This is a genomic window from Kaistia algarum (genome assembly GCF_026343945.1).
In the GTDB taxonomy this organism is placed as follows: domain Bacteria; phylum Pseudomonadota; class Alphaproteobacteria; order Rhizobiales; family Kaistiaceae; genus Kaistia; species Kaistia algarum.
Genome location: NZ_JAPKNJ010000001.1, coordinates 508,470 through 524,786, shown reverse-complemented (window position 1 = coordinate 524,786; position 16,317 = coordinate 508,470). Strand labels below are relative to the sequence as shown.

Here is a 16,317-nt window from a genome sequence, read left to right as displayed (position 1 = left end):
AAGGGGACGAATGATGCGGAATCCGGTGATCCGGCGGCAGCGCCGAAATCTGATCGCGAGCCTGGGCCTGTCGTTTGCAGCCATGCTGACGCCGGCCGCCGGTCATGCGGGCGAGGGCCAGTCCGCGATCGGCATGCTGGTCGATTACAAGGACTGGGAAATCGGCTGCGACAACACCCGTTCCTGCGTGGCGATCGGCATGACGTCCGAGGACGGTACGATGAGTGCCTATTTGCGCATTGTGCGCGATGGCGGCGCCGATGACGCGCCGCTGGCCGATTTCGTCATCTATCCGCCGGATGATTCCAGCGAGAAGCTGAAGCAGCCGCTGCTGCGCCTTTCCTTCGATGCGCACAAGGCCGGCGGCCTACCCAAGGGCGCGCTGACGCTGGAAGAGGCTGGCGATCTTTACAGCTACCAGCTCGCGGAGGATGCGCTTCCCGATCTCATCGCGGGGCTGCGCTCGGCGACGACGATCACCGCCGATCTCTACGATGGCGACCGAAAGCTCTCCTCGCAGGTGATCTCGCTCGCCGGCTCGGTCGCCGCGCTGCTGCAGATGGACGATGCGCAGCAGCGCATCGGCACGGTCACGGCGCTGATCAAGAAGGGCGATGCGGCGGCGGACACGATCCCGCCCGTGCCTGCGCTGCCGGTCGTCAAATCGCTGCCGGTCGCCGATATGCCCGATCCGCTGCCCGCGACGCCGCACGGCCTGCCGAAGTCATCGCCGGACGATTGCGGCGAGGGACCGGCGCCCTACATCGCCTATGACCTCGGCGACGGCGCGCAACTCTGGGGCGTCTGCGCCTCGGCCGGCGCCTATAATTACGCCTATGATTTCCGCATCGTGAAGGGCGGCGCCGTCGACCCGGTGCAGTTCCTCGTTCCGGACCAGACGGGTGACGATGCGAGCCAGCTCTGGAACAGCTATGTCGACGACGAGAACAACCGGCTTAGCTCGTTCTTCAAGGGCCGTGGCCTCGGCGATTGCGGCGGCAGCGATGCATGGGCCTGGGACGGCAAGGCGTTCGCGCCGGTGCTGCACATGGGCATGGGCGCCTGTCGCGGCGTGATGATGGAAGATTGGCCTGTGCTCTACCGCGCCGAGACGGAGTAGCGCGGCCTCAGCGCGCGGCCACGATCGCGGCGCCGCCGATCAGCGTCGCGCCGGCCATGCGGTTGACGCGGCGGATCGTCTTCGGATCGCTCAAGGCGCGCCGCGCGCGATGTGCCGCAAGGACGTGGCCGCCGACCACCACGATCTCGACGAGGACGATGACGAGCGCCAGCTCCGCCACCGTTCGCGTGGTGAGCTCGGCATGCACGACATTCGGCAGCAGCGCGACATAGAACAGCGGCATCTTCGGATTGCCGAGATTGAGCGCGATTCCGGTGAGAAATCCGGCACCGAGGCCCTGACGGCGCGTGACGGCCGCGCCCGGCGGCACGGGCGCGGCGGTCCACAGCTTCACGCCCATATAGACGAGGTACGCCGCGCCGCCATAGCGCAGCAGGCTCATCGCCAGCCCCATCTCGCTCGCCAGCAGCGAGAGGCCGAAGGCGGCGAGCACGAGGAAGATCAGGATGCCCGCGACGGTCCCCGCGCCATAGGCAAGGCCGGCGGCCGGCCCCTGCGCCAAGGTCCGCGCGACGATGGTGACATTGTCCGGCCCAGGGCTCGCCGCGAAGACGAAGAAGGCGGCGGCGAAGGCGAGGAGGGTGACGAAGGGCATGGCAGGTTCCGTAGGGGCGATTTCACGCCGCAGTCCGGGCATGCGGAGCTGCAGTGGATTCGATTGTTTCTCAGTGTGACGACCGAGGCGATGAAGCAGCGTCAGTGTCGCCCGGCGTCCAGGCAAGGACAAGGCCAAGCGGTCGATGTCAGGCGGCACCGCTGATCGCCGGCTATCAATCTCGCCAGCAGCCCCTTGGAAGTCCTTACGATTCAGGAGAGGATCGCCAGACTATAGAGTTTTCAGGGGGCCACTGATGGACATCCACGAGCCGTTTCTGCGCGAAGCGATAGGGCTTTCGAAATCCGCGATGGAAAATGGCGACGAGCCGTTCGGCTCGGTGCTGGTGAAGGACGGCGAAGTCATCCTACGCGCCGAGAACACCGTCTTCACCGGCCACGATATGACGAACCATGCCGAGTTGAACCTGATCAAGCTGGCGGCCCAGCATTACGATGGCGCCTTTCTCGCTGATTGCACGCTCTACACAAGCACGGAGCCATGCGCGATGTGCTCCGGGGCGATCTACTGGTCAGGCGTCGGGCGCATGGTGTTTGCCTGCTCCGAAGCGCGGCTTGGCGAGATCGCCGGGATCGGCCTGAACGTCCCGAGCCGCGCTGTGTTGCAGACCGGCGCGCGCGTCGTCACCGTCATCGGTCCGATCATCGAAGAGGAAGCGGCCGAAATCCATCAGGAATTCTGGCCGAAGCATCTGGGCAAGACTTAGCCTCTGGATCGATCAGCCCTTCTCGAACGCCGCCACTACTTCCACATGGCTCGACCACAGGAACTGGTCGACCGGCGTCACCCGTGTCAGGCGGTAGCCACCGTCGATCAGGATGCGCGCGTCGCGGGCGAGCGTCGCCGGGTTGCAGGACACGGCGACGATGGTCGGCACGGTGGATTTCGCCAGCATCTCGCATTGTGCCTTGGCGCCGGCGCGGGGCGGGTCGAAGACGACGGCCTTGTAGGGCTTCAGTTCCGGCGGCGACATCGGGTTCAGGAACAGGTCGCGCTTGCGCGTCGTCACCTGCCGGATCCCGGTCGAATAGCGCATCGAACGATCGAGCGCCTTGAGGAGCTCGCCGTCGCCCTCCACGGCCAGAACGGGGAAGCGGCGGGCGAGGCGGAGCGTGAAGGTGCCGATGCCGGAGAAGAGGTCGACGACGGGGCCTACCTTGCCGATAGACGCTTCGACCAGGTCGCCGAGCGAGGCCTCCGACGGCGCCGCTGCCTGCAGGAAGCCGCCGGCGGCGGGATACATCACCAGCGTGCCGGTGCGCAGTTCGGGCACCCGGCTCGCAAACACCTCGTTGCCGCCCACGGTCAGCCGCGCCACCGGGCCGCCTTCCGCGCTCTGGCCGAGCGATTCGAAATCGCGCCGGCCGAGTTTGCGGCCACCGTCGATGCTGACATCGAGGCCGGTGTCGGTCGACGTCGCGGTCATGCGGGCGCGCTTGCCCCGTTCGGTGATCGCGCCGGCCAGCAGCGTCAGCTCCGGCAGCCTCTTTTCGATCGCCGGAACCAGCAGCGGGCATTCTTCGATCTTCAGCACGTCATGGCTGTCGCGGCGGTTGAAGCCGAGGGCGATGCCGTCATGATCCTTTAGCACAGTGAAGACGGCGCGCCGGCGCGTATGGGGCGCGAGCGGCACCAGCGGCTCGACCCCCACCTCGATTCCGCGCTGCGCGAAGGCGTCCGTGACGAGGCCGCGCTTCCATTCGCGATAGGCGGCGGGCGCCATATGCTGCACGGCGCAACCGCCACAGACGCCGAAATGACGGCAGGCGGCCGCGATACGGTCCGGGCTCGGCTCGATCACTTCGATCAACTGGCCGCGCTCGCCGCCGATATCGGCCTCGATCGTCTCGCCGGGCAGCGTGAACGGCACGAAGATGCGACCCGTGGCGGTCTCGGCAATGCCGTCACCCTCATGGCCGAGCGCGGTGATGGTGAGGCGCTCGTTCATGATGGGACCTTTCGTGCACCGAGCAGAAATTCATGGTTGCCGTCGCCGCCGGTAATGGGGGAGGGGGCAAGTCCGTCGGTGATCCAGCCGGCTTCTACCTCGATCCAGCGGACGATCGCCGCGGCGGCGCGTTCGCCTTCCAATTTGTCACGGACGATGCCGCCCTTGCCGATGCCGGCGCGGCCGACCTCGAATTGCGGCTTGATCAGGAACACGCCCCAGCTTCCCGGCGCCGCAAGCGTAAGCGCCGGCATCAGGGCGAGCTTCAGCGAAATGAAGGAGAGGTCGCAGACCAGGGCGCTGAACGGCTCACCGACATCCTCGGCCTGCAGGTCGCGCACGTTCAGCCCCTCGACGACACGCACGCGCGGATCGGCGCGCAGGCGCGGGTGGATCTGGTCATGGCCGACATCGAGCGCGTGCACGCGCTTGGCGCCGTGCTGGAGCAGGACTTCGGTGAAGCCGCCGGTGGAAGCGCCGAGATCGACGGCGACGCGTCCCGCCGGATCATAGCCATAACGCTCCAGCCCGCCGACGAGCTTCAAAGCCGCGCGCGAGACATAGGCGGCGGCGGGGTCGTCGAGGGCCAGCGCCGCTTCCGCGCGCACGGCAAGGCCCGGCTTTTCGGCGCGGCGGCCGTCGACCGTCACATGGCCGCGCAGCACCGCATCGCGCGCCCGCGCCCTCGTCTCGGCGAGGCCGCGCGCGACGAGCGCTTGGTCGAGGCGGAGTGTGGTATCATCCGTCATAGCGTTCATGGCGGATGGATGGACGCTCAGTCGGAGGAGCGCAAGACTTATCGCTTCCAACCGACCGAAACCGGTCGGCGCCCGCGCTCGCCGAAAGGCGCGCGGATCGCGCCGCTCCGATCCTAGGGAGGATCACCATGCTCGGAACTTACGACGTGACCCCGACACTTGCCGTGCGCGATCTCGCGGCGGCGCGGGCCTTCTACGAGGGCAAGCTCGGCCTGACGGTGGCCGATGACGGGATGGACGGCGCCATCGTCTACAAAGCCGGTGCGACCGCGCTCTTCGTCTATGTCTCGGAATTCGCCGGCACCAACCAGGCGACCGCGGTGAGCTGGGCGGCGGGTCCCGCTCTGGTGACGACAATCGCCGAGCTTCGCGCCAAGGGCGTGGCCTTCGAGCATTACGACCTGCCGGGCCTGCACCTCGAAGGCGACATCCATGTCGGCGGCGGCATGCGCCTGGCCTGGTTCAAGGACCCCGACGGCAATATCCACGCGCTCTCCGGCTGATCGGCACGAGTCGCGACGTCACATCAGCATGCCGGTCTCGGCCGGCGGCTCGGTCGCCTTTTGCAGCGCGATCGCGCCAGCGACGATGACCGCGATGGCGAGGCAGTGAAGGCCGACGAGATGATAGGTGGCGGCGGCAGTCATCGCACCGGCGCCGAAGCTCAGGATCGCGCGCGCCAGCGCCAGGAAGCGGCGCTTCGCCTCTGCCGAGGCTACGCTGCTGCGCCCCATCAACCTGTCGGCGAGGTCGATCGCGAACTGGGTCGTCGTTCCGGTCAGGATGGTAGTCGGCGGGTCCTTCGCCAGATGGGCCCGCTGCACGGCATTCTGGATCGACATCGCCATGACGCCGACAAGCCCGGTGATGACGGCGGCTGGCGCATCGCCATTCGGGAAGGGCCCGAGTATCACCGCGAGCCCGAAGAAAGCCGCCAGCAGCACGGCCTGGACGGCGAACAAAATCGGTATCGGCTTGTAGCCGGCGTCGCTCAGCCGGTTGTCGGCGATCTGGATCGTCACCACCGAGGCGATGAAGACCGGGATCGCCAGCAGCTTGGCGACCGCCCCCGTGGTGCCCAGCACGAGCGAGGCCGCGAGCGTCACGAAATTACCGGTGACATGCGAGGTGAATAGCCCCTGCAGCCCGAGAAAGCCGGCTGTATCGACGAAGCCGCCGTTGAAGCCCAGCAGGACGGCAATGGGAAGGACAGGCCGCATGGGAACTCCAGGCTGTGGCGTCCCCCGATCCTACGCAAGGAAGGAGCGGGCGTCACGGGCCTCGCGGTGCACGATGTTTCCAGCGTGACTCAACGTTAGGCCGCCGTCACCTCGATCGTGACATGGGAGAGGCCGTGCAGCCCCGATAGCGCCGTCTTGTAGCGGGCCGGGGTCTGGGGCTCGTCGGCGGATACGCTGATCACCGCCGCATTATGGCCGGGGCCGACGCGCCACAGATGCAGATCGGTGACACGGGCGCCGTGCCGCTCCAGTCGGTCCTCGATCGCATGGGCGAGCTTCGGGTCGGCGACGCGGTCGACAAGCACGCCGGCACTGTCGCGCATCAATCGGATCGACCAGAGCGCGATCATGACGGCGCCAAGAACGCCGGCCGCCGCATCGAGCCAGACCCAGTCAAAGGTGCGCCCGGCGACGAGCGCCGCGATCGCCAGCACCGAAGTCAGCGCATCGGCGGCGACATGGACATAGGCGGCGCGGAAATTGTGGTCGTGATGATCATGGTGATGACCGTGATCATCATCGTTGTGGTGACTATGGCTGGGATCATGGTCGTGCCCGTGCTCGCCGTCATGAAGCAGCCAGGCGCTGATTAGATTGACGCCAAGGCCGAGCACGGCGACGAGAATCGCCTCGTCGAAGCGGATTGGCTGCGGCGAGGCGAGGCGGTGCAGTGAATCCACCGCGATCAGCAACGCGATCATGCCGAGCACGATGGCGCTGGCGAAGCCGGCCAGATCGCCGATCTTGCCGGTGCCGAAAGTGAAGGCCGGGTCGTCGGCATGGCGGCTTGCATAACGATAGGCGAGGGCTGCGAGCAGCAGCGCCCCGGCATGGGTCGACATGTGGAAGCCGTCGGCCAGCAGCGCCATCGACCCGAAGGCGTAGCCGGCGGCGATTTCGACCACCATCGCCACAGCGGTCAGAGCGACGACGATCATCGTCCGCCTTGAATGGCGGTCGTGCCGCTCGCCGAGAAAGAAATGGCTGTGCGAAGCGCCGCTCGCCGCGTTCATGGCGTTCTCCTGAAGTTGATCCGCACACTTGGCGCGGATCGATCGCGCCGCGCTCGAAAGCGCTCTCAGAGATACTTGGCGAGTTCTCGGATTTCCGTTCGCAGATCCCGCCCGCTTTCGCCCTTCACCGTGTCGAGCGGGCCGAGATGCTCGTCGATGTGGTGATGGATCAATTCACGCTTGCTGCCCTCCAGCGCCTTGATGACGGCCTGCAGCTGCTGCGTGATCAGAAGGCAGTCGCGCCCGTCCTCGACCATCGTCATGACGCTCGAAAGATGCCCGGCCGCGCGCCGCAGCCGCATCAGGATCTCGGGGCTATTGGCGTGGCTCATGTTTCATATCCTATCCAGGGGGAGGGGATAAGGCAAGGCTCGCATTGTCGAGGGCAGGGCGTTGCGGCGGTGTCGCTATTGGAGGGCTTCGCGGGGAACGAGCCGGACGAGCCTGGCGGCTCGTCCGGAATCGGCCGTCAGGGCGCCGTCGTTACGGCGTCAAGCTTGAAGCGTTCGACCTTCAGCGGCTCGCTGCGCATGGGCTCGAGCTTCTTGAGCAGGTCGAGCCGGCCCATGAAGGCATGCCAGGCCTCGACGCTGGAGCCTTTGTCGAAATAGGAGATCAAGACGATCTTGTGGTTGGCGCGGTCCACCAGAATGTCGTTCTTGCGCGTCTGCCCGGCTGCGGCCTGAGCGGCGGTGAATCCTTCGGTCGTAAGCTTCAGGCCCTCCTCGAAATTCTCCGGCTTGAAGACATGAGTGTAGATGACGACCTCGTCGCCAGTCGCAGGTTCATAAGCGGGCTTCTGGTCGGCGAGGGCGGGGGCCGCCCATGCGAGAGACACAGCGACGACCAACGCAGCCAATGCAGTTCGCATATCTATTCTCCGGATCGAGGATCGGTTGCATGCCCTGATTTCAAGGCGCTCGATCCTAGCTCGCTATCGGCGGCGAAGCATCCAGAACATTGTGCCATTCCGCGTTACTTTCCGGATAATATGATTACCAATGGCATATTTAATGCATACAATTATTTGTTGCCAGACCTTCACGGCAGCTCCGCAACTGCTAGAGTGGCCGGCAGAGTGGGGAAGGTTCTGCGGGGAGGAATGCATGAAGTCGTCGGGATCCATCATGGCACTGGCGGTAGCGCTGGTTGCGTTATCACCATCCCTGGCCGGCGCTGCGACCAAGGCCGAAATCGCGCGCGGCGACTATCTGGTGAACGGACCGGTCGCCTGCGGCAATTGCCACACGCCCCGCGACGCCAAGATGCAGCCAATCGAAGACAAGGCCTTTGCCGGCGGCTTCCCATTCTCCGATCCCGGTTTCCAGTCCTTCTCGGCCAATATCACGCCGGACAAGGAAACCGGCCTCGGCAACTGGACCGACGCGGAGATCATTCATGCGATCCGTGAGGGCGCCAACAAGGACGGGCGCATCATCTTCCCGCCCATGCCGGTGCCGACCTACAACAACATGTCGGATGACGACGTGAAGGCGATCGTCGCCTATCTGCGGACGCTGAAGCCCATCAAGAACGAAATCCCGATGGCGAAGTACAGCATCCCGCAAGCGACCATGCCGCCGGCAAAGGGCCTGCCGGCGCCGCCGAAGACCGACAAGGTCGCCTATGGCGGCTACATCGTGAACGCGCTGTCGCATTGCTTCGAATGCCACACCTCGCCGGGTGCCAATGGCGCGCCGGACTTCAAGAACGGCCTCGGCGCCGGCGGCTTCGAGATCGTGCTCGGGCCGGGCGTCAATGTGCGCACGGCCAATATCACCTCCGACCCGGAGACCGGCCTCGGCAAATGGACGGATGCCGAGATCAAGACGGCCATCGTGGACGGCATCGGACCGAAGGGCGGCCATCTCGCCCCGCCCATGCCGTATTCCAACTTCAAGAAGATGACGAACGAGGATCTTGACGCGGTCGTCGCTTATCTCCGCACCGTCCCGCCGATCAAGAATAAGGTCGAGCGCACGGACTTCCAGATGAAGGCGTTCCCATAGGGTGACTGAGGTCGAATTGCCGGCGAAAACCTCCGCCCAAAGCCCCCCGCGTTCGGACAGAGGTGGGGTTCTTCGCCGTCTTTCTCGTTGCTTACGCCCTGCGGGACGCGGTGTTCGATCGCTGGATTGCCCTTAGGGAACGCGGGTCTCGCCGGACCTGGCTACGTGCTGCGAAGGGTTGACCGACGCGACGGGCTCCGTCTCCGTCTGCCTGCCCACGGAGCGAACCGTGTCGAAAGACCTTCGTTCGGCGTCGTGGACATAGAAGCGCTGGACCTCCGATGCTGACCACATAAGGCAGAGGACGATCATGAATGCGGCGCTTTGGCGAACTTGCCGGGCCGTTCCGACCGGATAGGCGCGAAGGGCGCGCTGTTCCTCGAAGTAGCGATCATCATCTTCCGCCATCCGCTTTTCCACCGCCCGGACCGCGCGTTCGGGCCTGATGAACAGTCTGACCGCGAAAGATAGGAAGGTCAGGCTCGCGACCGGCGTCGCCGGCCAGACAAAGAGCCATACGCTCCACAGGACCAGCAAGTAAGCGGTGAAGATCAGGTCGGCACGTGTGAGGCTGCGGACCGCGCGGGCAAGCGCGCCGGCTACCGCTTGGGCGTCAGCGCGCCACCAGGGGTTGTCACCCTCGTCCGATTCCATGCAGCAACTTATCGTTGCGCCTCGACACGGGCAAGACCGTAGCGGCGATGCAACCCGCCGCACCTGGCCTCACCCCGCCACCAGCCGCTTCAGCTTGGCCAGCGCGTCCTCGTCCTTCTCCTGATAGTCGACCGTGCCGGTGAAGCGGCCTTTCGAGTCAAGGAGATAGACCGCGGCAGTGTGGTCCATCGAATAATCGGGGCCGTCGCCGACCTTCTTCGAATAGACGCGATATTCCTTGAGCATCGCGTCGATCGCCGGCCGCGAGCCGGTCAGCCCGACGATGCGCGGGTCGAAGGCGCCGAGATAGGCCGCCATCTGCGCCTGCGTGTCGCGCTCGGGATCGACGGTGACGAAATAGACCTTCAGCTTGTTGCCGTCAGGCCCCAGCGCCTTCAGCCAGTTGGTTGCGGCGAGCAGCGTCGTCGGGCAGACATCGGGGCAGAAAGTGTAGCCGAAGAACACCGCCGAAGGATGGCCGTCGAGCGCCGCCTGCGTGACCGTTTCGCCCTTCTGGTCAACCAGCGTGAACGGCCCCCCGATCCCGCCTGTGCCAACTCTGTGCTGATCATAGGCATAGAACGCTACAACGACGAGGACCATCGCCACGACGGCCCAGAGGCTGTAGCGAAGGATGCGGAGCGGGCTGGCCGGCGCTCTGCCGGGCTGGGCCTTGCCTTTCCGGGTCATGGGCGGCACCTGGCATCGGTGCAACGCAAACAGGTCGAGACGACGGTGGCGCGGGTGCGCAGAACGGTGCTCATATCCCTCCCATAACGCCCGGACTCGCCCGGCGGAAGGGCAGTTCGCCTCGGCTCATCGTGTTGTGATCACGCCCGGCGCATCGCGGCGGCTTCTTCGCCTCGGCCAAGTGCTTCGAACACCGTTGCGACGATGCCGCGCGCATCGAGGCCGCTGGTGGCGATCATCGCCTCGGGCTTGTCCTGATCGAGGAAGATGTCGGGCATGGCGAGGGTGCGGATCTTGAGGCCGCGATCAAGGGCGCCGGCCCCGGCGAGGAAGGCGAGCACCTGGCTGCCGAAGCCGCCGACGGCGCCTTCTTCTATCGTCAGGAAAACCTCGTGGTTGCGCGCGAGATCGAGGATCAGCGCCGTGTCGAGCGGCTTGGCGAAGCGGGCATCGGCGACAGTCGCCGAAAGGCCGAACGTGTCGAGTTCCTCGGCCGCCTTCAGCGCATCGGCGAGCCGCGTTCCGAACGAGAGGATCGCAACCTTCGAGCCCTGGCGCAGGATGCGGCCCTTGCCGATCGGCAGGACGAGCCCCTTCTCCGGCATGTCGACGCCGACGCCCTCGCCGCGCGGATAGCGGAACGAGGAGGGTGCGTCGTCGATCGCGACCGAGGTGGCGATCATGTGAACCAGTTCGGCTTCGTCGGCGGGCGCCATCACGACCATGCCGGGGAGCGCGGCGAGGAAGCCGGTGTCGAACGAGCCGGCATGGGTCGGCCCGTCGGCGCCGACAAAGCCGGCACGGTCGATCGCGAAGCGCACCGGAAGGCTCTGGATCGCGACGTCATGCACGATCTGGTCGTAGCCGCGCTGCAGGAAGGTAGAATAGATCGCGCAGAACGGCTTGTAGCCCTCGCTGGCGAGGCCCGCCGCGAAGGTCACGGCGTGCTGCTCGGCAATGCCGACGTCGAAGGTGCGGGTCGGGAAAGCCTGGCCGAACAGGTCCAGTCCCGTGCCGGTCGGCATGGCGGCGGTGACGGCGACAATGGTCTCGTCCGTCTCGGCTTCTTTGATCAGGCTTTCGGCGAAGACGCGGGTATAGGAGGGAGCATTCGGCGTCGCCTTGGCCTGCTTGCCGGTGATGACGTCGAAGCGGTTGACGCCGTGATATTTGTCCGGCGCCGCTTCGGCGGGGGCATAGCCCTTGCCCTTCTGCGTCACGACATGCAGCAGGATCGGCCCATCCGGCGCATCGCGCAGATTGCGCAGCACGGGGAGCAGGTGATCCAGATTATGGCCGTCGATCGGCCCGACATAATAGAATCCGAGTTCCTCGAACAGCGTGCCGCCGGTGAAGAAACCGCGGGCATATTCTTCCGTCAGCTTGGCCTTGTCGTGGAAGAAGCGCGGCAGCTTGCGGGCGAGCTGCTTGGCAACTTCGCGGATCGAGCGATAGGTCCGGCCCGAGACGAGCCGGGCGAGATAGGCCGACATGGCGCCGACCGGCGGCGCGATCGACATGTCGTTATCATTGAGGATGACGATGAGGCGCGAGCGCAGCGCGCCGGCATTGTTCATCGCCTCATAGACCATGCCGGCCGACATCGCGCCGTCGCCGATCACGCAGACGACGGCGTTGTCGCCTTGCGAAAGGTCGCGGGCAACCGCCATGCCGAGGCCGGCCGAGATCGAGGTCGACGAGTGGGCGGCGCCGAACGGATCATATTCGCTCTCGGCCCGCTTCGTGAAGCCGGAGAGACCGCCGGTCTGGCGCAGCGTGCGGATGCGCTTGCGGCGCCCGGTGAGGATCTTGTGCGGATAGGCCTGGTGGCCGACATCCCAGATGATGCGGTCGCGCGGCGTATCGAAGACATAGTGCAGCGCCAGCGTGAGTTCGACCACGCCGAGCCCGGCACCCAGATGCCCGCCGGTCACGGAAACGGCGCTGATCGTCTCGGCGCGCAATTCCTCGGCGAGCTGGGGCAGCGCGCTTTCCGGAAGTCGCCGAAGATCCTCGGGGAGGGGAACGCTGTCGAGAAGGGGCGTGTCGGGCTTGCCGGTCATGTGCAATGTGCGAGAGATTACAAAGGAGCACGGTTACACGACCGGCATGCAGGTGGCAACGCGCCGAAAAGCGCTCCGGGCCGCCTGTCCACTCGACCCGTAGGCTGGGAGCCTTCCTGCATGATCCGCCACACCGTCGCCTTCCGCCTCAGACATCCGAAGGGATCGCCTGCCGAGGCCGCGTTCCTGGCCGATGCGCTTGTCCTCGCAGCGATCCCCGGCGTCACCCGTTTCGAGCGGCTGCGGCAGGTCAGTCCCAAGAACGAGTTCGATTTCGGATTCTCGATGGAATTCGCCGATGCGACGGCCTATCAGGGCTACAACGAGCATCCGGATCACGTCGCCTTCGTGCGGGATCGCTGGGTACCGGAGATCGAGACCTTTCTCGAGATCGATTACGTCCCGCTCTGAGCGCGGACCCGCAGCCTGGAGTGGATCGTGCGAGCGCGCCGACAGTGGAGAATCCACCGCCAGCTCTGGCTTTCCCGCCGGCTGTGGTCGAAGCGACTGGTGTTCTGGGGCGGGGCGCTCGCGATCGGCCTCGTCAGCGTCGCCTTCGCCAGCGCGGCGGACGGAGCCCGCATGCTGTTCGACCGGGCGCATGCCGTCGGCTGGTGGGTGCCGCTGGTCCTGACGCCGCTCGGCTTCGTCGTCTCCGCCCAACTCGCTCGCACCGTCTTCCCCGGCTCGCAGGGCAGCGGCATCCAGCAGGCGATCGCGGCCATGGAGATTGCCGAGCCGTCGGGACGGTCCGGCCTCCTGTCGTTGCGCATCGCCGTCGGCAAGATCGTGCTGACGCTGCTCGGCCTGGCTTCCGGAGCCTCGATCGGCCGCGAGGGTCCAACGGTTCAGGTCGGCGCCTCCATCATGCTGGCGGCAGGCCGGCTTGGCGGCGTCGGCCGGCCGCGCATGCTGATCCTCGCCGGTTCCGCCGCCGGCATTTCGGCGGCCTTCAACACCCCGATCGCCGGCATCGTCTTCGCGATCGAGGAGATGGCTCGCTCCTTCGAGCTGCGCGCCAGCGGCTTCGTGCTGACGGCGGTGATCATCGCCGGACTGGTGTCGCTCGCGCTGGTCGGCAATTACGATTATTTCGGTGCGGCGAGCGGCCGCGTCGTCGGGACGGAAGGCTGGCTGTTGGTCGGCGTCTGCGGCCTGCTCGGCGGCGCGTTCGGGGCAATCTTTTCCGCCGCCATGCTCACCGGCGTCCGGCGCCTGCGCGCCTTCATAGCGCCCGCGCCGCTTGCCCGCAGCCTGATGATCGCCTTTGCCGCCGGCCTCGCCAGCGCGCTGATCGGCATCGCCACCGGCGGCATCACCTTCGGCACCGGCTATGACGTCGCCAAGGCGGCGCTCCAGGGCGCCGCGACACCGTGGTATTTCGCGCCCTCCAAGCTGGTGGCCACGCTGCTCGCCGCCTTCTCGGGCATTCCGGGCGGCATCTTCGCGCCCTCGCTCGCGGTCGGGGCCGGCTTCGGCGCCCTGATCGCCTCGGTCTTCGGCACGGTTGTGGCGCCTGCGGCTCTGCTCGGTATGACCGGCTATTTCGCCGGCGTCGTCCAGGCGCCGATCACCGCCTTCGTCATCATCCTCGAAATGACGGCCGATACGAGCGACACCGTGCCGGTCATGTGCGCGGCGCTGATCGGCTATGGCGTCGCCCGGCTGGTATCGCGCGAATCGCTCTATCACGGCCTGGCGAAGGCCTATCTGAAGCACTGATCGTCGAGATCAGCGTTGGAGGCCCCGTCGCGGCGGCTAGGCAGGATCCGCCGCCATCTTGATCCGGAGCGTGTCGAAGACAAGCCCGCGCAGCCAGCGATGGCCGGGATCGGCATCCATGCGCGGATGCCAGGTTTGAACGATGGTGAAGGGCGGCGTCGGCACCGGCAGTTCGAACATCACCGTCCGGCTCGCCATGTCCACCTTGCAATAGGATCGCGGGGCGATGCCGAGAAGATCGGACGTCGCCGCGACGGCAAGGACGGCCGGATAGCTCGCCACGACGAGGCTGACCGTCCGCGAAAGACCGAGATCCGCGAGCCCCGCGTCGACCGGACCTTCGAAATGGCCGCGGCGCGACGACATGACATGGCGACATGCAGCATATCGTTCCGCCGACATCGGGCCCTCGCGCAAGGCAGGATGCCCCTTCCGCGCCACGCCGACGAAGTCGTCCACGAAAAGCGTTTGTCCGCGCAATTCGGCGCCATCACCGGCCAGGACGCCGATGTCGAGATCGATCGTGGCATCGCGCAGCGGCTGGATCGCCTTGTCCGGCTTGGGTGCGAAGCGCAGCCGCACCCCGGGCGCGACGGCGGCGACGGCGGCACTCAAGTCCGCCGCATGAATCAGCACGAAGGCCTCGTTGGCGCGGATGGTGAAGTCGCGCCGCAACTGACCGATGTCGATATCGGCGGCAGGGCTCAACACGGCATGGACGGCGCGGGTGAGCGCGCGCACCTCGTCGGCGATCGCTTCCGCGCGCGGGGTCGGCACCATGGAACGGCCCGCCGGAACAAGAACGGGATCCTCCAGTGCCGTCCGCAATCGGGACAGCGTTCGGCTCATCGCCGATGTGCTGAGCCCAAGCCCGCGCGCGGCGGCCGAAACGCTCCGTTCCCGCAGCAGGGCATCCAACGCCACCAGGAGGTTCAGATCGAGATCCCGCATGCCCCCACCTAGCGAGGCAAGGCGTCAGACGCAAGGGTATGTTCCGCTCGTTGCGTCTGGTGCACATCCCTGAACCGTCCTATCCAAGGGGCTCAACCAAACGGGTCCACCCAATTGTCAGCCATTTCCACTCTGCATCCAGTCCCGCATGCCGAGGACGGTCTATCCGTTCCCCGGCGATATTGGGCTGTCGCTGTCCTGCTCTTGACGTTGGTGCTCGTCGTGCTCGACGGCGCCATCGCCAATGTCGCGCTGCCATCCATTGCCGTATCGCTGGGCGCGCATGCCAGCGACACGGTATGGGTGGTGTCGAGCTACCAGATCGCCGTGCTGGTCGCGCTGCTCCCCTGCGGCGCCCTTGGCGAGATCCATGGTCCTCGGCGGGTCTTTCTCATCGGCGTCGCGATCTTCACCGCGGCCTCCGCAGCCTGCGCCTTTGCCGGAAGCTTGCCCGTGCTCGTCGCCGCCCGGTTCGTGCAGGGAATGGGAGCCGGCGCGATCATGGCTCTCGCGGCGATGAATCTGCGCTTTGCCGTGCCGCAGCGCCTGCTCGGGACCATCATCGGCTTCAACGCGATGACGATTGCCATTTCCGCGGCGGCCGGTCCCGCGATCGCCGGCGCGATCCTCTCCATCGCCCATTGGCCCTGGCTCTTTGCCGTCAACATCCCGATCGGGATCGTCGTCTTGCTCAGTGGCCGGCTGCTCGGTTTCCGGCAGGGCGTCCAGCGACCGTTGAACCGGGCAGCCCTCCTGGCCAACACGGTCATGTTCCTGCTGTTCTTTGCCGGCGCTGATCGGGTCGCCACGGCGCCGGCCAGCGGCATGGCCCTGATCGCCGGCGCAGCTCTGTCCCTTGCCGCGCTGCTCTATCTTGAACGCGGCAGCGCTGCCCCGATCGTGCCCACCGACCTGTTGGCGGAGCCTGCCTTTCGCATCGCCGTGATCGCGTCGGTCAGTTGCTTCACCGGGCAGATGCTCAGCTATGTCGCGCTGCCCTTCTATCTGCAACACACCCTGCAGATGAGCCCGGCCCTCGCGGGGCTGTACATGATGCCCTGGCCGATCGCGACGATCATCCTTGCCCCGATCTCAGGGCGGCTCGCCGACCGAATCCGGACGGCGTGGCTCTGCGCGGTCGGCGGTGGTCTGCTCGCGATCGGCCTGCTCATAGCGGGGTTGTCGCCGCCGGACCCTCGGGCCATCGCCTTCCTGGCCGGAACGATCCTGGCAGGCGCCGGTTTCGGGCTGTTCCAGACTCCGAACAACCGCATCCTGCTTCTTTCCGCGCCCAAGGGTCGAAGCGGCGCCGCAGGCGCCATGCAGGGCACGGCGCGCCTTCTCGGGCAGACGCTCGGGGCGATTTCGATGTCCATCCTGTTCCAGACGGTCCCCGTCGCCACGGCGCCGACTCTGGCGCTGGTCCTGGCCGGCCTATGCGCCGCCGTCGCCGCCCTTGTCAGCCTGACCCGGGCGCGCCATGAGCGGCCCGGCGGATCGACCTAGGGCGC

Annotated in this window: 18 protein-coding genes; 7 read left to right on the top strand and 11 right to left on the bottom strand. The window is 66.4% G+C overall.

Going from position 1 to position 16,317, the window contains the following annotated elements:
- Nucleotides 1-10: 10 nt before the first annotated feature.
- Nucleotides 11-1,120, top strand: coding sequence for a DUF1176 domain-containing protein (locus OSH05_RS02720; protein WP_104218721.1), 1,110 nt, complete (start codon nt 11-13; stop codon nt 1,118-1,120).
- Between the two features lie 7 nt (nt 1,121-1,127).
- Here OSH05_RS02720 and OSH05_RS02715 read toward each other — a convergent pair whose 3' ends face one another.
- Nucleotides 1,128-1,736 carry a LysE family translocator gene (locus OSH05_RS02715; protein ID WP_104218720.1) on the bottom strand — a complete coding sequence of 203 codons (609 nt, stop codon included), beginning with the start codon at nt 1,734-1,736 and terminating at the stop codon, nt 1,128-1,130.
- A 256-nt stretch (nt 1,737-1,992) separates the two neighbouring features.
- On the opposite strand from OSH05_RS02715, the gene OSH05_RS02710 reads away from it, so the two are divergent.
- A complete protein-coding gene (locus OSH05_RS02710) occupies nt 1,993-2,463 on the top strand; it encodes a nucleoside deaminase (protein WP_104218719.1) in 471 nt (156 codons plus the stop codon).
- A 12-nt stretch (nt 2,464-2,475) separates the two neighbouring features.
- On the opposite strand, the gene OSH05_RS02705 is transcribed toward OSH05_RS02710, so the two are convergent.
- Together OSH05_RS02705 and OSH05_RS02700 are read right to left on the bottom strand one after the other, a co-directional pair.
- Nucleotides 2,476-3,705: a class I SAM-dependent RNA methyltransferase gene (locus OSH05_RS02705; protein ID WP_104218718.1), complete on the bottom strand. Its 1,230-nt coding sequence runs from the start codon at nt 3,703-3,705 to the stop codon at nt 2,476-2,478.
- Nucleotides 3,702-4,463 (bottom strand): TlyA family RNA methyltransferase, encoded by a 762-nt coding sequence (locus OSH05_RS02700; RefSeq protein ID WP_104218717.1) that lies wholly within the window; start codon nt 4,461-4,463, stop codon nt 3,702-3,704. The genes OSH05_RS02705 and OSH05_RS02700 overlap by 4 nt, the downstream gene beginning before the upstream one ends.
- A 128-nt stretch (nt 4,464-4,591) precedes the next feature.
- On the opposite strand from OSH05_RS02700, the gene OSH05_RS02695 reads away from it, so the two are divergent.
- Nucleotides 4,592-4,966: a VOC family protein gene (locus OSH05_RS02695; protein WP_104218716.1), complete on the top strand. Its 375-nt coding sequence runs from the start codon at nt 4,592-4,594 to the stop codon at nt 4,964-4,966.
- A gap of 18 nt (nt 4,967-4,984) precedes the next feature.
- On the opposite strand, the gene OSH05_RS02690 is transcribed toward OSH05_RS02695, so the two are convergent.
- From OSH05_RS02690 to OSH05_RS02675, 4 genes are all read right to left on the bottom strand, one after another.
- Entirely contained in the window at nt 4,985-5,683 is a 699-nt protein-coding gene (locus tag OSH05_RS02690; RefSeq protein ID WP_104218715.1) for a YoaK family protein, read from the bottom strand.
- 95 nt (nt 5,684-5,778) lie between these two features.
- Complete coding sequence (gene dmeF, locus OSH05_RS02685; RefSeq protein WP_104218714.1) at nt 5,779-6,717, bottom strand: CDF family Co(II)/Ni(II) efflux transporter DmeF; 939 nt, start codon at nt 6,715-6,717, stop codon at nt 5,779-5,781.
- Nucleotides 6,718-6,782: 65 nt separating this feature from the next.
- Nucleotides 6,783-7,049 carry a metal-sensing transcriptional repressor gene (locus tag OSH05_RS02680; protein WP_104218713.1) on the bottom strand — a complete coding sequence of 89 codons (267 nt, stop codon included), beginning with the start codon at nt 7,047-7,049 and terminating at the stop codon, nt 6,783-6,785.
- Nucleotides 7,050-7,186: 137 nt separating this feature from the next.
- Nucleotides 7,187-7,588, bottom strand: a complete 402-nt coding sequence (locus OSH05_RS02675; RefSeq protein WP_133163093.1) for a hypothetical protein — start codon at nt 7,586-7,588, stop codon at nt 7,187-7,189.
- 235 nt (nt 7,589-7,823) lie between these two features.
- Between OSH05_RS02675 and OSH05_RS02670 the strand changes: the two genes are divergently transcribed.
- On the top strand, nt 7,824-8,726 hold the full coding sequence (locus OSH05_RS02670) for a c-type cytochrome (protein ID WP_165801551.1): 903 nt from the start codon (nt 7,824-7,826) through the stop codon (nt 8,724-8,726).
- 132 nt (nt 8,727-8,858) lie between these two features.
- Here the strand turns inward: OSH05_RS02670 and OSH05_RS02665 are convergent, their stop codons facing one another.
- The 3 genes from OSH05_RS02665 to dxs form a co-directional block, all read right to left on the bottom strand.
- Nucleotides 8,859-9,380: a hypothetical protein gene (locus OSH05_RS02665; RefSeq protein WP_104218710.1), complete on the bottom strand. Its 522-nt coding sequence runs from the start codon at nt 9,378-9,380 to the stop codon at nt 8,859-8,861.
- A 69-nt stretch (nt 9,381-9,449) separates the two neighbouring features.
- Complete coding sequence (locus tag OSH05_RS02660; RefSeq protein ID WP_104218709.1) at nt 9,450-10,070, bottom strand: SCO family protein; 621 nt, start codon at nt 10,068-10,070, stop codon at nt 9,450-9,452.
- A 140-nt stretch (nt 10,071-10,210) separates the two neighbouring features.
- On the bottom strand, nt 10,211-12,133 hold the full coding sequence (dxs, locus tag OSH05_RS02655) for a 1-deoxy-D-xylulose-5-phosphate synthase (protein WP_104218708.1): 1,923 nt from the start codon (nt 12,131-12,133) through the stop codon (nt 10,211-10,213).
- A 120-nt stretch (nt 12,134-12,253) separates the two neighbouring features.
- On the opposite strand from dxs, the gene OSH05_RS02650 reads away from it, so the two are divergent.
- Both OSH05_RS02650 and OSH05_RS02645 read left to right on the top strand, forming a co-directional pair.
- Nucleotides 12,254-12,544 (top strand): Dabb family protein, encoded by a 291-nt coding sequence (locus OSH05_RS02650; protein ID WP_104218707.1) that lies wholly within the window; start codon nt 12,254-12,256, stop codon nt 12,542-12,544.
- A 27-nt stretch (nt 12,545-12,571) separates the two neighbouring features.
- Nucleotides 12,572-13,855 carry a chloride channel protein gene (locus tag OSH05_RS02645; RefSeq protein WP_266352028.1) on the top strand — a complete coding sequence of 428 codons (1,284 nt, stop codon included), beginning with the start codon at nt 12,572-12,574 and terminating at the stop codon, nt 13,853-13,855.
- A 36-nt stretch (nt 13,856-13,891) separates the two neighbouring features.
- On the opposite strand, the gene OSH05_RS02640 is transcribed toward OSH05_RS02645, so the two are convergent.
- Nucleotides 13,892-14,806 carry a LysR family transcriptional regulator gene (locus tag OSH05_RS02640; RefSeq protein WP_104218705.1) on the bottom strand — a complete coding sequence of 305 codons (915 nt, stop codon included), beginning with the start codon at nt 14,804-14,806 and terminating at the stop codon, nt 13,892-13,894.
- Between the two features lie 198 nt (nt 14,807-15,004).
- On the opposite strand from OSH05_RS02640, the gene OSH05_RS02635 reads away from it, so the two are divergent.
- Nucleotides 15,005-16,312: an MFS transporter gene (locus tag OSH05_RS02635; RefSeq protein WP_266352332.1), complete on the top strand. Its 1,308-nt coding sequence runs from the start codon at nt 15,005-15,007 to the stop codon at nt 16,310-16,312.
- Nucleotides 16,313-16,317 lie beyond the last annotated feature (5 nt).